The following is a 13,221-nucleotide window of genomic DNA, read 5'->3' as shown; positions in this document are numbered from 1 at the left end:
CTCCGAAGCTCTTTGTGATTTTTTCAGGCTGGGCGACCCCGCTGATCTTTTCCCCAGGCCGCTTCCCATTCCATGAAAAAATGGTATAATAAATCATCATGATCTCTCCGAGGTGAACCCATGAAAGCAGTGGTCAAGCAAGTAGAATTTCCGGCGGGGCGCCGTATCCTGGTCATCAGCGACATCCACGGCAATCTCCCCTGGTTCCAGGCCCTTCTGGCGAAGGCAGGCTTCTCCAGGGAGGATATCCTGGTATTGGTGGGGGATCTGGTGGAAAAGGGGCGGGACAGTCTGGCCACGCTGCGGTACATCATGGAGCTCTCCGCCACCCACACAGTGTACGCCCTGTGCGGCAACTGTGACAATCTGGCGGTGGACTTTATCTATGGTAACGGGGAGCTGGGCCGGGATTTCTATCGCTTCTACCTCAGCGTGTGGGGGGAGAGAGCGCTTATTTTGCAGATGGCCGCGGAGGCGGGGATGGAAGTGAGAGGGCCCGGGGACCTGCCCGGTCTGCGGATGTTGTTGCTGGAGCGATTCCGGTCCGAACTGGAGTTCCTGCGGTCGCTGCCCACCATTCTAGAGTCTGAGCACCTTGTCTTTGTCCATGGCGGGGTGCCCTCCTATGCGCACATGGAGGAGCTGGATGCTTGGCAGTGCATGAAAAATGACGATTTCCTGGGTCAGGGCCGCGTCTTCCCCAAATACTGCGTGGTGGGGCACTGGCCTGTGGCACTCTATCGGGGGGACCGCCTCTGTTCCAATCCCATCATCGAACGGACGCGGAAGATCATCAGCATCGACGGCGGCTGTGTGCTCAAGCGGGACGGACAGCTCAACGCGCTGGTGATCCCGGAGGCGGGCAGCGAGGCGTTCTCCTGGATCAGCTATGACGACTGCCCGGTGAAGACGGCGCTGGACCGGCAGGAAGAAGGGCGGGACGCCGTTGTGATCCACTGGACCGACGACGACGTGGAGGTGTTGGAGCGGGGAGAGGAATTTTCCCTGTGCCGGCAGGCGTCCACGGGCCGGACGCTGGAGGTGCCCACCAAGTATCTGAGAAGGCAAGGGGACCGGGATTGGTGCGAGGACATCAGCGACTATCGCTTGGGGGTGGAGCCGGGAGATGCGCTCTCCATTGTGGAGGAGACCAGCCGGGGTTGTCTCTGCAAGAAAAACGGCGTGACCGGATGGTACTTTGGAGGACTTGAAACCCCTGGAAAGGGCTGAAAAAAGCCATTGACTTTCCAGAAATGTGCTGATATACTATTATAGCCGCTTTGAATGGGAACAAAGTGCGGAGCGCCCCAGCGCGCACGCGCGGCAGAAAAGAGAGGGATTTCCCTCCTCCCCCGACAGCGAGCCCGTAATGAAGGAGTGAATCAAAAGAATGCATGCGATCATCGAGACCGGCGGTAAGCAGTACAAGGTGGCCGAGGGCGACACCCTCTTCATCGAGAAGCTGAACGCCGAGGCTGGCGAGGCCGTGACCTTCGATAAGGTCCTGGCTGTGCTGGGTGAGGACAAGGCCACCTTCGGTGCCCCCGTGGTGGAGGGTGCGAAAGTCAGCGCTTCCGTTGTGAAGAACGGCAAGGGCAAGAAGGTCATGATCTTCAAATATAACCCCAAGAAGGGCTACCGCCGTCGCCAGGGTCATCGTCAGCCCTATACCAAGGTGCAGATCGAAAAGATCGAGGCCTGAGTTCAAGTGATCGAGGTCACATTTACTTCCGAGGGCAGCCGGATCACCGGCTTTGAGGTCAAGGGACACAGCGGCCTCGCCCCCGCGGGAGAGGATATCCTCTGTGCAGCCGTCACCAGCGCGGTCCGGCTGGCCGAGTGCGCCGTCAACGACGTGCTGGGTTTGGAAGCCGCGGTGAAGGTGCGGGAAAAGGATGCGTCCATCTCCCTAAAGCTTCCCGGCGGGTTGGGGCAGACCAATGAGAGCACATGTCAGACCCTTCTGACAGCCATGATGGTCTACTTTGCGGACCTGCATGAGGAGTATCCGGATCATATTATTGTCTTAGACATGGAGGTGTAATACCATGCTGAACATCGGTCTTCAGTTTTTCGCCCACAAGAAGGGCGTCGGCTCCACCCGTAACGGCCGTGACTCCGAGTCCAAGCGCCTGGGCGTGAAGCGAGGCGACGGTCAGTTCGTCCTGGCCGGCAATATCCTGGTGCGGCAGCGCGGCACCCATATTCACCCCGGCGTCAACGTGGGCAAGGGCAGCGACGACACCCTGTTCGCCCTCAAGGACGGCAAGGTCAAGTTCGAGCGGCTGGGCAAGGACCGCAAGCAGGTCTCCATTGTGGAGATCGCGCAGTAACCTGGGCATACTAAAGGCCTCGAACGCGCGTCGTTCGGGGCCTTTTCTATGTGTGGGAAAATTGGGAAGAGATACAGGAGGTGTCATCATGCCGGCATTTGTGGATACCGCAAAGATCCTGGTGAAGTCCGGCAAGGGCGGCAACGGAGCCGTGTCCTTTCACCGGGAAAAATATGTGGCCGCGGGCGGACCGGACGGCGGCGACGGCGGACGGGGCGGCGACGTGATCCTGCGGGTGGACGACCATATGTCTACCCTGATGGACTTCCGCTATAAGCGCAAGTATGTGGCCGGAAACGGCATGGACGGCACCGGAAAACGCTGTTCCGGCAGGGATGGGGAGGACATGGTCATCAAGGTGCCTCTGGGCACGGTGGTGCGGGACGCGGCCTCCGGGCAGATCATCTGCGACATGTCCACGCGGGAGCCCTTCGTGCTGGCGCGGGGCGGCAATGGCGGATGGGGCAATAAGCACTTCGCCACCCCTACCCGGCAGGTCCCCAACTTTGCCAAGGCCGGTCTTCCCGGCCAAGAGCGGGAGGTGGTCCTGGAGCTGAAGCTGTTAGCTGACGTGGGTCTGGTGGGGTTTCCCAATGTGGGAAAATCCACGCTCCTTTCCGTGGTGTCCAAGGCCCGGCCCAAGATCGCAGACTACCATTTTACCACCCTCTTTCCCAATCTGGGCGTGGTCTATGTGGACGAGGGGGTCTCATTCGTCATGGCCGATATCCCGGGCATCATCGAGGGCGCCGCAGAGGGAGCCGGACTGGGGCATGACTTCCTCCGGCACGTGGACCGCTGCCGTCTGCTCATCCATATCGTGGATGTATCCGGCCGGGAGGGCAGGGACCCGGTGGAGGACTTTGAGACCATCAATGAGGAGCTCCGGCAGTACAGTCCCGAGCTGGCCTCCCGCCCCATGCTGGTGGCGGGCAACAAGGCGGACATTGCAGAGGACCCCGCCCTGCTGGAGAGGCTCAAGGCACATGTGGAGGAGCGGGGGATGCGCTTCTTTACGCTCTCCGCCGCCACCCACCAGGGGGTGGAGGAGCTGATGCGCGCCGCAGCCGGAGAGCTTGCCGGACTGCCCCCCATCACCGTGTATGAACCCGACTATGTACCCGCTCCGCCGGAGATCGATACCAGCGGAGAGGTGAGCATCGAGAAGGTGGACGATGTGTGGATGGTGGATGGGCCCTGGCTCCAGCGGCTGATGGCCAATGTCAATTTTGGAGATGTGGAGTCTCGAAACTGGTTTGATCGTATTCTGAGGGAGTCCGGCCTCTTTGACCGGATGGAGGCCGAGGGCGTCCGGGACGGAGACACCGTGTGCCTCTATAATCTGGAATTTGAATATCAGAGATAAATGAGATCGTCCAAAAGGTGGGGAATCCACTTTTTAAGAAGGGCCGCTCCCCAACGGGGAGCGGCCCTCAGTCTTACGATGGGATCTCAAACTCCTGCACGCCCATATAGCCTGGGGCGATCTCATACTTTTCAAACAGGACCACCGGACGGCCCGCCTCATTCAGGTAAAAGGGCTGGTTGTCCCGGATGGAGGTAAATGCCTCGCTGTACTCGTCGCCGCCCCAGTAAACATGGTCGGGGTCCTGACTGCGCTGGGCGATCTGTTCCCGTACAGAGGCGTTGACGATCTCCTTCCAGTCGGGGCCGAGCAGATCCCGAAGGGTCAGCTCCTTTCCGCTTTCCAGATCGATGCTGTAGGGATAGAGCTGCTGGAAAGCGGTGGCCTGGGTCTCTGTTTCCGTGATCAGGAAAGAGAGATACCGGTCATTTTGGCATTTGATCTCATAGTCCACATCGATGATAACGGGCATAAAGTCTTCCGCCTCGCCCCCGGTGGCGATATAGGCCGCCCTGGCCGACCGCGCCCTCTCCTCCGCCTCGTCCAGAAGGGACTGGATGCGGGTGGATATCTCGGTGTTGATGCGCTGCTCCAGCGCAGTGTGGCCGGTGTTCTCCAGGGCCGGGAGACGCACGTCGATGAGGTGCTCCTGGTCCTCAATCTGATATTCCGCAACGGTAAAAATGCGGGCGAGCTGGCCCAGCACCGGCACCTCATATACCGCCTGGGCAAAGGTGGGGCTGGTATTGACCAGAAGGACAAAGCAGGCGCAGCTGGCCAGGGCTGTACCTAGGCTCCGGCGCAGGGCGTGCCTGCTCCGGCGGGCCTGGTCGCCCGCCCGGACGGCGGTGGCCACCGCAAAGGCCAGCTCTTCCGGAGGCTCCACACTGTGATAACGCTCTTTTGCGCGCTCCAATTCAGGATTCATGTTCGATCTCCTCTCCTGTCATTTCCTTGAGTTTCTTGAGAGCCTTGTAGAGCCGGGACTTTACTGTATTCAGGTTCGTCCCTGTGCACTGGGCGATCTCTTCCAGTTTCATGTCTTCAAAAAAACGCAGCCGGATCACCGCCTGTTCACGGGGGGAGAGCTTGCCGATGGCATCATAGAGGTCCAGGCGCTCTCCCGGGTCCCGCCCTTCGGTCGCGCGCTCGTCCAGGGACGTTTCAAGGGGGACAAGTCTCCGGCTCTGCCGGAAGTGGTTCATGCACTCATTGAGTAAGATCCGATAAAACCAGGTCTTGAGATAGGCGGGTTCCCGCAGCGTGTCCACCTTGGTGAGGGCCTTTACGACGGCCTCCTGGACCACATCCAGGGCTGCATCCCGATTTTGGACATAACTGAACACCAGGCGGTAAAAATCCGTCTGTCCGGCTGTGATATGGTCCACCAGGAGCTGGCGGGTGTCCGGGGCGGTCGATCTCAAAGGGGCGGCAGCTTCTTTCTCTGTTAGGATAGGGCGCATCCATGGCCGTGGATGGCGAGGCGAAAGGTCCGCAATGGGCAGGGGCGGCCTATTTGCTGACGGTGTGCGTGCGCAGGACCTCCAGCCAGCGCTGATAGGCAGACTTGGTGAGGTGGACGCCGTCAGTGCTCTCCTCCGGGCACAGCGCGCCGTCATCGCCTGCAAAGGAGGCGTGGAGATCCACCAGGTAGACCTCTTTCTCCGCGGCCAGCTCGGCGATGAGGGCATTGTAGGTCTCTACCTTGTCATTGGTGAGATAAGCATGGCTGTCCGATTTTTCCGCGGTCACAGGCAGCAGGGTCTGCAAATAGATCTGTGCGTCCGGCTGTGCATCCCGCACCAGATCGAGCAACCCCCCGTAGGCTTTGTAGAACCTCTGGTCATTATACCAGCCCAACTCATTCACGCCCAGAAGCAGATAGACCTTCCCATAGGTTTTGGTGCCCAAGGCCTCCAGGGGAGTCACCTTGCCGCTGTCGGTCTTGATGACTTTGTCGGTACGGATGGACTGCACGGTAAGGCCCTTATAGGCCAGGTTGTCGGCGCCCCGGATGCCGCTGTAGAGGAGCAGGCCGTCAGTGAGGGAATCCCCCAGGAAAGCGGCGTCGGAGAACCAGGAAGCCTCGGCGGGGTCGGAGGCGGGAACGGGGACGGTGTAGTCATAAGGAGCGGACGGATGCGTCTCCTGGGCAGGGAGAGCGGTAGGGACAGGGAATGGGGTAGGAACCGGGGTGGGGGAGGGCGTCTGGGTGACAGCGGGGACCGGTTCCGGAAGCATGGGCGCTTCCGCGCCCTGGCCGGGAGAGAGCAGAGAGCGCCCACCCACCAGGGTGAGGGAGATCAGGAGCACGGCAACGGGGAGGCGGAGCGCAGAGCGGTTCCGCCGGGCGGTCCGCTTGCCGGAAGTGTTTTTGGAGGTCTGGACCATGGGAGTTCCCGTCCTTTCGTGTTTCTGATGATTAGACACGACAGGGGGAGAAAAAGTTTGCCTGAAAAAAATAAAAAAGAGGAAAAAAGAGCAGCCTTTGCAGCGCAAGGGAAAGGTATGCCCAATGGCGGGGATAAAGAGGAAGATACGACTGCAGTCGTATTTTTCTTTTGGCGCAACGCGTCCCAAGGCCGCCAAATTAAAAAAAGAAAGACACGACATATGTCGTGTCTTTCTTTTCCTGGAGCAGGTGACGAGGCTCGAACTCGCTACCTCCACCTTGGCAAGGTGGCGCTCTACCAGATGAGCTACACCTGCAAGCGACGAATAATATTATACGCAATCCCCGCTCTGATGTCAAGAGAAAATGTAAAAAATGCGCGACTGAGAAAGAAGTGAAGAGCAAAGAAGCGGCGTTCACACCCCACCCTGCGCCCATATGCGGCGGAGAGGCTGTGCATCCGCCTTTGTCCAGATGGAGAGTCCGGAGAGGCATATATGCAGAGGCCGCCGCACTCTATGGAGCGCGGCGGCCTTTTCGATCCGCTGTCCCGACGCCTTGGAAGCACTCCTTGCGTGGGCGGACCGGATGTTGGACGGTGGAAGTTCCGCTTTGGCTTTGGGGATTTGTTTTCAGAGAAACACTGCCCAATGCAGGCTTCTCCTTTCGCCTTTCGCCAGAGGGCGACGTCGCCCGGCACCGGCTTAAAAGGAGATGTCTTGTCCAGCGGAAGGTCGTTTCCAACCTGTCCGAGATCTAGTGTGCACAGAGGGGGCAAAGAAATACCTGGCATTTTTCGGTATAGGACGTGTCATATTTGCCCAAACTGAAAATAAACATTTTAAAAAGAAAGGAGGCGGTCCACCTATGACGGAGGCGGCCAAAAACAAGGTGTTTTTCTTCCGCCGGCGGGCGGAAAACGAGCGGGACGAGGAGCTGCGGGCCCTGCGGGAGGGCCTGATCCGGACCCGGACCCTCATCAACCAAGCTTATGTGGGGTTTAACGGCACCGGGGACCCGGACTTGATCGAGTCCTATGTCTTTGAGATCAATTCTCTTCAGGCACGATACTCCTACCTGCTGCGGCGGGTCAAGGAGCTCGAGGGACAGGAGGCCTGAGCGGTGGAAGGCTTTTTGACCGACACACTGCCTTGGCTCCTGGTGGGACTGGTGGCAGTGGCCGCGCTGCTTCTGCTGCGGCAGCCCATCCAATACCTGACCCGACTCTGTCTGCGGACCCTGTGTTCTCTGGCCGCGCTGGCGGCGCTGAGCCCGCTGGGGCCGCTGATCGGTGTGGGCCTGGGAGTCAACCTGGCCAACGCCTTGGTCATGGGGCTGCTGGGCGTACCCGGATTCGGACTGCTCCTGATGCTCAATTGGGCCCTAGCCAGATAACGGAAAAATTTTCTTTGCCATTTTTCCACTCTGTTCACAGATTCGAAACAACCATGCCGTAAAATGTAGCCTGCGAAGACCTCAATAGATCAAAAAGCAGGTGAGTGGAAATGAAGCGAAAAATTTGCGCGCTGATGCTGGCACTGGGCCTGACGGCAGCAGTGACGGGCCCGGCCGCCGCAGCAGCTTTCACCGATGTGCCCTCCGGCGCATGGTATGCAGAAGCAGCTGCAGCGGTATCCGACGGAGGGATCATGAACGGGACGACGACCACCACCTTTTCACCCGACGGGCAGGTGACCCGGGGTATGGTGGCCGCTGTCCTCTGGCGTATGGCGGGCAGCCCCGCCCCCAAGGGCGGAAGCTCTTTTGCAGATGTAGAGGCATGGTATTTCTATGCCGACGCCGTGGCTTGGGCGGAGGAAAACGGCATTGCGGCCGGACGCAGCGACGGGAGTTTCGGCGGCGGGGATATCGTTACCCGGGAGCAGCTTGCGGTTTTCCTCTACCGATACAGCCAATATGCGGGAGAGGAGCTGGCTAACGGCGTATTGGACATATACTCCGATGTGGACAGCGTCCACGCATGGGCCCGCGAGGGCATGGCCCATGCCGTGGGGGCCGGACTGATCACCGGGCGGGACAATGGGGAGCTGGACCCCGGCGGCCCGGCGACACGGGCGCAGCTCGCGGTGATCCTGCAGCGGCTCATGACGCCCGCTGTAGGATAAAGCGGCTTCTGAGCGGAACAGAATGCGGAAAGACCGGCGCACAGCTCTTGGAGCTGTGCGCCGGTCTTTGTTCCATGGCAAGGAGCATGGCGCAGGGTGGAATATTTTGAAAAGGAGAAGCCGATGCACCGGATTGACAGGAGGAGGGACTCCTGCTATAGTGAAGAAAACGCGTGGGGAGGAGGGTGCGATATGGGTTGGAAGAATCGGCTCATAATGGTATTAAAAGGAAATGTCTTTGCCACCAACGGGATTATTGCGCCCTTTTTGCGGACCCCACGGCGGTGAAGCGTATCCCATAGACACCGGCCGCGGCATTCCGCCGCGGCTTTTCTGTGCCCTGCAGGAGGAAGCCGCGCTGAAAATGGCAGCGCGGCTTCCCTTTTAGGTATGTGCATATTTTCGGTTCATACGCCGGATTGAGAAGGGCAGAATCACCACGCTGAGGAAAGAGAAGAGGCTGGCTCCTATCATGATATAGAAGAAATTCAGGTAAGAGCCGGTGGCGGTTTTGATGATGCTGATGTAAGAGGCTACCAGGGTACCCACGATAGAGGTAGAGGAGACAACGCCGTAGTTTAAACGGTAATACTTCATGCCGTAGATCTCTCCGGTAAAAGAGGAGGCCAGCAGAGCCATGCTTCCATAGGCCAGCCCCAGCAGAACGAAGAGCAGGATGAGCAGGTGGGCATAGCTGCCCTGATAGGCCGCCACCATTCCTATGGACAGGAAAACAAAGATGGCGGAAAGGGCCACCATGAGCTTCCAGCTCCCAAAGCGGTCGGCGAGCCAGCCGGAAAGCGGGCGGCCAAGGCCGTTTCCGGCGCTGAGCAGGCCGACGCCAATTGCACTCAACGTGGCGGGCATCCCGATGTCCGCCGCGATCAGCGCCGCCTGTCCGATCACGGCCTGACCCAAAAGGGACAAAATAACCTTCCAAATTGAAAAAAGGTAAAAGCTGGGGGAAGCAAGCATTTGCCTTGTGGTGAAATCATGGCTTGCGGAGGAGTCCTTTTTGCCGTTGCCGGCCTGCGGCGGCTCCTGGAGGAGAAATCCCGCAGTCAGGACGGAGACAGCCAGAAGGACGATGCCGATCATGCGGAAAACATTCCGCCAGCCCGGCCCAGAGGTTACAAAGTGGGAGAGCAGAGGACTGAACAACAGGCCGCCCATGCCGAAGCCGGCCAGCAGGATGCCGGAAACAAAACCACTCCGGCCAGGAAACCAGTGGACCACTCCGGTCAGCCAGGCGTTATAGCAAATACCGATGCCCGTGCCCACAAAGACCCCGTAAAAAAGGTAGAGAGTAAAAAGGGAGACCGTACAGGAGCTGCCCAAAAAGCCGGATACCGCCAAAGTGATCCCCAGCATCAGAGCGGTTTTTTGCGACAGGCGGGCCGCGAGCACGCCGTTGAGGGCCATTCCTACAAAGAGGCAGAGCATGGAGAGGGTGTAGGCCACCGAGGTCTCTGCGCGGGTCCAGCCAAATTCGGCCTCAAGGGGCGCGACAAAAATAGACCAGACATAGATAAGGCCAAACAACAGCAGAGAGGCCATACCGCAGACCAGGACCGCAATGGGGTTTCTCATCAGCTTCTTCATAGGTCCCAATTCCTTTCTTCCATAGATATACAGGGGCGGACGGGGACAAAGGGGAGCAATTGGTTGATAATGCAACATTTTATCAGAGATATAAAATGGATACAACCACTTTTCACAAATTTATTGTGACAAATTGTTGCGGTGATACTTTGAAAACAAGGGAATGAAAAAGATGTTTGAGATTGAAGAACAGCTCCGCACGCTTCTGCGGCTGGAGTTTTGGGGGAATATTCGGCTGGCGGGGGGTGTTTGGGTCCTTTTGCTGGTGGGACGGGGGTTTTCCCTGTTTCAAGTGGGGGTGGCAGAGGCGTTTTTCCATGTGGTCAGTTTCTGTTGCGAAGTGCCGTCCGGTATGCTGGCCGACGTTCTGGGCCGCCGCAGGACGCTGATTGCCAGTCAGACCATGTTCGCCTGCTCCGCCGCCGCCATGATGCTCTCACAGTCTATGGCAGGGGTGTGCCTGGCCATGGCGCTCAACGCAATGGCATATAACCTGGCCTCCGGTACGAGGGAGGCCATTACCTACGACTCTTTGCTCCAGGCGGGACGGGAAAGAGACTATCTCCGCATCTCTTCCTTACAGAATACATTGTGGCGCGGTGCGCAGGCGCTCTCCACCCTGTGCGCCGGGGCAGCGGCGGCGCTGGGATATGTCCGGGGATACGGCGTCGATCTGCTGCTCTCCCTGCTGGCCGCCGCCTTGACCTGCCGCCTGGCCGAGCCGGAAGTCACGGATGCCCAAAGGGCACGGAGCAGGCCCGCTCTTCGGGACCTGCCGGAACGCCTGGAGAACTGCGGCCGGGAGGCCCTCGGCTTTCTAGCCGCCCATCCCCGGACGGTGGGGCTTATGCTCTTTAACGCCCTAGTGGGCGCCTGCGCCACACTGCTGCGTTTTTTTCTCCAGGACGCGCTGGTCCGCGCCGGCGCACCCTCTGCACTGCTGGGGCCGCTTCTGCTGCTGATCGAGCTGGGGGGTGTGGCTGGAGCACGGCTGGCGCTGCCGCTTTCCCGGCTCTCCTACCGTAGGGCCGGGGCGCTCTGCGCTGTGGGGGTAACCGTGGGATGCCTGATGCCGCTTACAGGGGCCGTCCATCTGATGGCTGCCGGCGGCCTCCTGGCCGTAGCCTGTGACGACGCGCTCGAGACGCTGACGGGCAGCCGGCTCAACGAAAACTTGCCCTCAGATCAGCGCGCCACGCTCATCTCCGTGTCCTCCATGGCGTTCAGCTTGGTGATGATCGCGCTCGCTCCGATGGCCGGGGGACTGGCCGCATAGGCATTGTTACAGGAATGTTACAGCAAAATCACGAAAAATTCGCTCTGCGCAGAGGGCGCACTTGGAACCTGTGACCCGATAAATGGTGGATATTTATAAAATAGAGGCAGGAATCCGCAACATATTGCGGCGTTACTCCGTCAAAAGAGCGGGAATGGACTCGACCGTTTCTTACCAAAAAGGACTTGACGCTGTACGGAAAAGCGTGTATCATTACTTTTGTAACCTTTTGTAATCATTTATTATCGCTCTGTCATTATTCTTCGATTATTTTGATCGGATTTTCTGACTAACGCATAAGGGAGGCTTCGTCTGCATGGATGAGATCCTACGGGCGCCGCAGGAAGAGTTCCCGCTCCATACGCAGCGCAAAGGCCGCGCCCCGTCTGCTCAGGGCGGGAGAGAGAAGGCTGAGCGCGCAGGAGAGCGGTTCCGCAAGCTGATGGAGGCGGGGGTTGCGCAGGGACGCGTGTTCCGGCTGCAGGGCATCCGGGTATATCACCGGACTCGGTCCGCTGTTGCCGGGCGGCCCAAAATGGCGCCGTTGCCATTTCTGGCGCTGACAGCCGTGATAGGCATTGCCGCTGTGGTGGGCACGATGTACACCCCGGCCTATGTTGTTACGGTAGACGGCGTGGATGTGGGGCTCGTAAGAGACCAGTCGGTGTTCCGGCAGGCGGTGGAGCGCGTGGAAGAGCGGGCCTCCGATATTTTGGGCTATGACTACCACTTGGCGCACGAGGTGAGCTACGAGATGGCCCTCACCGGACAGGATCAGATTACCCCGGCTGCTGAATTTGAGACCTATCTCTTTGATCAGATCGGTGAGGTCATGAAGAGCTATGTCCTCACGGTGGACGGCCAGTTCGTGGGTGCGGCCACGGATCGGGCGGCGCTGGACGGAATGTTGGAGCAGTTGGCGGCTCCCTACGTGACGGAGAACACGGTTTCCGTAAGTTACACCAAGAACGTCCACATCACCCGGGAGTACACGCCCTCCGATGTTCAGCAGGACACCGCCGCCATGCTGGCCATGCTCACGGAAAACACCAACGGGCAGACCACCTACGAGGTTCAAAAGGGCGATACCTTTATGGCTCTGGCCTTCGACAATGATATGACCATGGCCGAGATGGAGGAGCTTAACCCCGGTGTCGACATCAACAAGCTGTATATCGGCCAGATCCTGAACATCAAAGAGGAGATCCCCTTCCTGGGGGTGCAGACGGTGGACAGCCTCACCTACCATGAGGAGATCGCCTGCGAGGTCCGGGAAGTGGAGGATGACAGCATGTATCAGGGCGAGTCCAAGGTGCTGGATGCCGGTATCCCCGGCGAGGCGCTGGTGACCGCCGACGTGACTTATGTCAACGGCGTGGAAAAGGAGCGCAACGTCACCTCTACCACTGTCCTGCGGGAGGCCACGGAGAAGGTCATCGCAGTCGGGACCAAAGAGCGGCCCACCTGGTATCCCACAGGGAACTATATCTGGCCAGTCTATGGGCGCATCACATCCCGCTTTGGCTACCGCTCCATTTTCGGCTCTTACAGTTACCACTCTGGACTGGATATCGCCGTTCCCTACGGCACCTCGGTAAAGGCTTCTGACGGCGGTACCGTCACCTTTGCGGGGTACAAGGGCAGTTATGGCTACCTGGTCATCATCAACCATGGCAACGGCGAGCAGACCTATTACGGACACAATTCCAGCCTGCTGGTCTCTGCGGGCGACAAGGTCTATCAGGGGCAGACCATCGCCAAGGCCGGTTCCACCGGGCGCTCCACCGGCAGCCATTGCCACTTTGAGATCCGCATCAACGGCACGGCGGTAAATCCGGCGGCCTATCTCAATTGAAACGGAAGCTTGCAATATAAAAGGCCGCCCGTCCCTCAAGGGCTGATGACGAATAAGGAAAGAGACCATGATTCGGATAGGCGGCTAAACGGGCGAGGGTTTTAAGAAAAATACACGAAAAGGGACACTGACTTGAAGCAGTGTCCCTTTTTCATACCCATTTCCGGATAGCTGCCTCCAGGAAATGAGGCGAGAAGATGGCCGAGCCGGGTGCATAAGATCGCTTCTATGGAGCCGAGGCAGAGCAATACACCTTGCTTTGCCTGCCCAA

The 13,221-nt window shown here is 59.0% G+C and carries 14 protein-coding genes and 1 tRNA gene; 10 read left to right on the top strand and 5 right to left on the bottom strand.

Going from position 1 to position 13,221, the window contains the following annotated elements; genetic code table 11:
• Positions 1 to 120: 120 nt before the first annotated feature.
• From SRB521_RS15175 to obgE, 5 genes are all read left to right on the top strand, one after another.
• Positions 121 to 1,230 (top strand): metallophosphoesterase, encoded by a 1,110-nt coding sequence (locus tag SRB521_RS15175; RefSeq protein ID WP_033119118.1) that lies wholly within the window; start codon positions 121 to 123, stop codon positions 1,228 to 1,230.
• A 160-nt stretch (positions 1,231 to 1,390) separates the two neighbouring features.
• The gene (rplU, locus tag SRB521_RS15170) at positions 1,391 to 1,702 is read left to right on the top strand and encodes a 50S ribosomal protein L21 (protein ID WP_033119119.1); all 312 of its coding nucleotides are present in this window, start codon (positions 1,391 to 1,393) and stop codon (positions 1,700 to 1,702) included.
• A gap of 6 nt (positions 1,703 to 1,708) precedes the next feature.
• Complete coding sequence (locus tag SRB521_RS15165; protein ID WP_033119120.1) at positions 1,709 to 2,044, top strand: ribosomal-processing cysteine protease Prp; 336 nt, start codon at positions 1,709 to 1,711, stop codon at positions 2,042 to 2,044.
• 4 nt (positions 2,045 to 2,048) lie between these two features.
• Positions 2,049 to 2,333 (top strand): 50S ribosomal protein L27, encoded by a 285-nt coding sequence (rpmA, locus tag SRB521_RS15160; protein ID WP_033119121.1) that lies wholly within the window; start codon positions 2,049 to 2,051, stop codon positions 2,331 to 2,333.
• An 88-nt stretch (positions 2,334 to 2,421) separates the two neighbouring features.
• Positions 2,422 to 3,699, top strand: coding sequence for a GTPase ObgE (obgE, locus tag SRB521_RS15155; RefSeq protein WP_033119122.1), 1,278 nt, complete (start codon positions 2,422 to 2,424; stop codon positions 3,697 to 3,699).
• Between the two features lie 73 nt (positions 3,700 to 3,772).
• On the opposite strand, the gene SRB521_RS15150 is transcribed toward obgE, so the two are convergent.
• The 4 genes from SRB521_RS15150 to SRB521_RS15135 all read right to left on the bottom strand — a co-directional run bounded on the left by SRB521_RS15150 (position 3,773) and on the right by SRB521_RS15135 (position 6,408).
• A complete protein-coding gene (locus SRB521_RS15150; RefSeq protein WP_116722283.1) occupies positions 3,773 to 4,627 on the bottom strand; it encodes a DUF3298 and DUF4163 domain-containing protein in 855 nt (284 codons plus the stop codon).
• Positions 4,617 to 5,123, bottom strand: coding sequence for an RNA polymerase sigma factor (locus SRB521_RS15145; RefSeq protein ID WP_242976575.1), 507 nt, complete (start codon positions 5,121 to 5,123; stop codon positions 4,617 to 4,619). The genes SRB521_RS15150 and SRB521_RS15145 overlap by 11 nt, the downstream gene beginning before the upstream one ends.
• Positions 5,124 to 5,211: 88 nt before the next feature.
• Positions 5,212 to 6,090, bottom strand: a complete 879-nt coding sequence (locus SRB521_RS15140; protein WP_165366659.1) for a GDSL-type esterase/lipase family protein — start codon at positions 6,088 to 6,090, stop codon at positions 5,212 to 5,214.
• Positions 6,091 to 6,332: 242 nt separating this feature from the next.
• A tRNA-Gly gene (locus SRB521_RS15135) sits at positions 6,333 to 6,408 on the bottom strand.
• 550 nt (positions 6,409 to 6,958) lie between these two features.
• Here SRB521_RS15135 and SRB521_RS15130 point away from each other — a divergent pair.
• From SRB521_RS15130 to SRB521_RS15120, 3 genes are all read left to right on the top strand, one after another.
• Entirely contained in the window at positions 6,959 to 7,210 is a 252-nt protein-coding gene (locus SRB521_RS15130; protein ID WP_075704772.1) for a DUF2508 family protein, read from the top strand.
• 3 nt (positions 7,211 to 7,213) lie between these two features.
• Positions 7,214 to 7,486 (top strand): pro-sigmaK processing inhibitor BofA family protein, encoded by a 273-nt coding sequence (locus SRB521_RS15125; protein WP_242848514.1) that lies wholly within the window; start codon positions 7,214 to 7,216, stop codon positions 7,484 to 7,486.
• A 110-nt stretch (positions 7,487 to 7,596) separates the two neighbouring features.
• The gene (locus tag SRB521_RS15120; protein WP_116722286.1) at positions 7,597 to 8,217 is read left to right on the top strand and encodes an S-layer homology domain-containing protein; all 621 of its coding nucleotides are present in this window, start codon (positions 7,597 to 7,599) and stop codon (positions 8,215 to 8,217) included.
• Between the two features lie 384 nt (positions 8,218 to 8,601).
• Here the strand turns inward: SRB521_RS15120 and SRB521_RS15115 are convergent, their stop codons facing one another.
• Complete coding sequence (locus tag SRB521_RS15115) at positions 8,602 to 9,819, bottom strand: MFS transporter (protein WP_075704770.1); 1,218 nt, start codon at positions 9,817 to 9,819, stop codon at positions 8,602 to 8,604.
• 172 nt (positions 9,820 to 9,991) lie between these two features.
• Between SRB521_RS15115 and SRB521_RS15110 the strand changes: the two genes are divergently transcribed.
• Positions 9,992 to 11,095 (top strand): MFS transporter, encoded by a 1,104-nt coding sequence (locus SRB521_RS15110; protein ID WP_129868866.1) that lies wholly within the window; start codon positions 9,992 to 9,994, stop codon positions 11,093 to 11,095.
• Between the two features lie 316 nt (positions 11,096 to 11,411).
• The gene (locus SRB521_RS15105) at positions 11,412 to 12,950 is read left to right on the top strand and encodes a M23 family metallopeptidase (RefSeq protein ID WP_116722288.1); all 1,539 of its coding nucleotides are present in this window, start codon (positions 11,412 to 11,414) and stop codon (positions 12,948 to 12,950) included.
• The last annotated feature ends 271 nt before the right edge of the window (positions 12,951 to 13,221 follow it).

Origin of the sequence: Intestinimonas butyriciproducens, from assembly GCF_004154955.1 — a bacterium.
Classification (GTDB): Bacteria; Bacillota; Clostridia; order Oscillospirales; family Oscillospiraceae; genus Intestinimonas; species Intestinimonas butyriciproducens.
The sequence above is the reverse complement of the archived record's forward strand: the minus strand, read 5'-3'. Positions and strand labels throughout refer to the sequence as shown.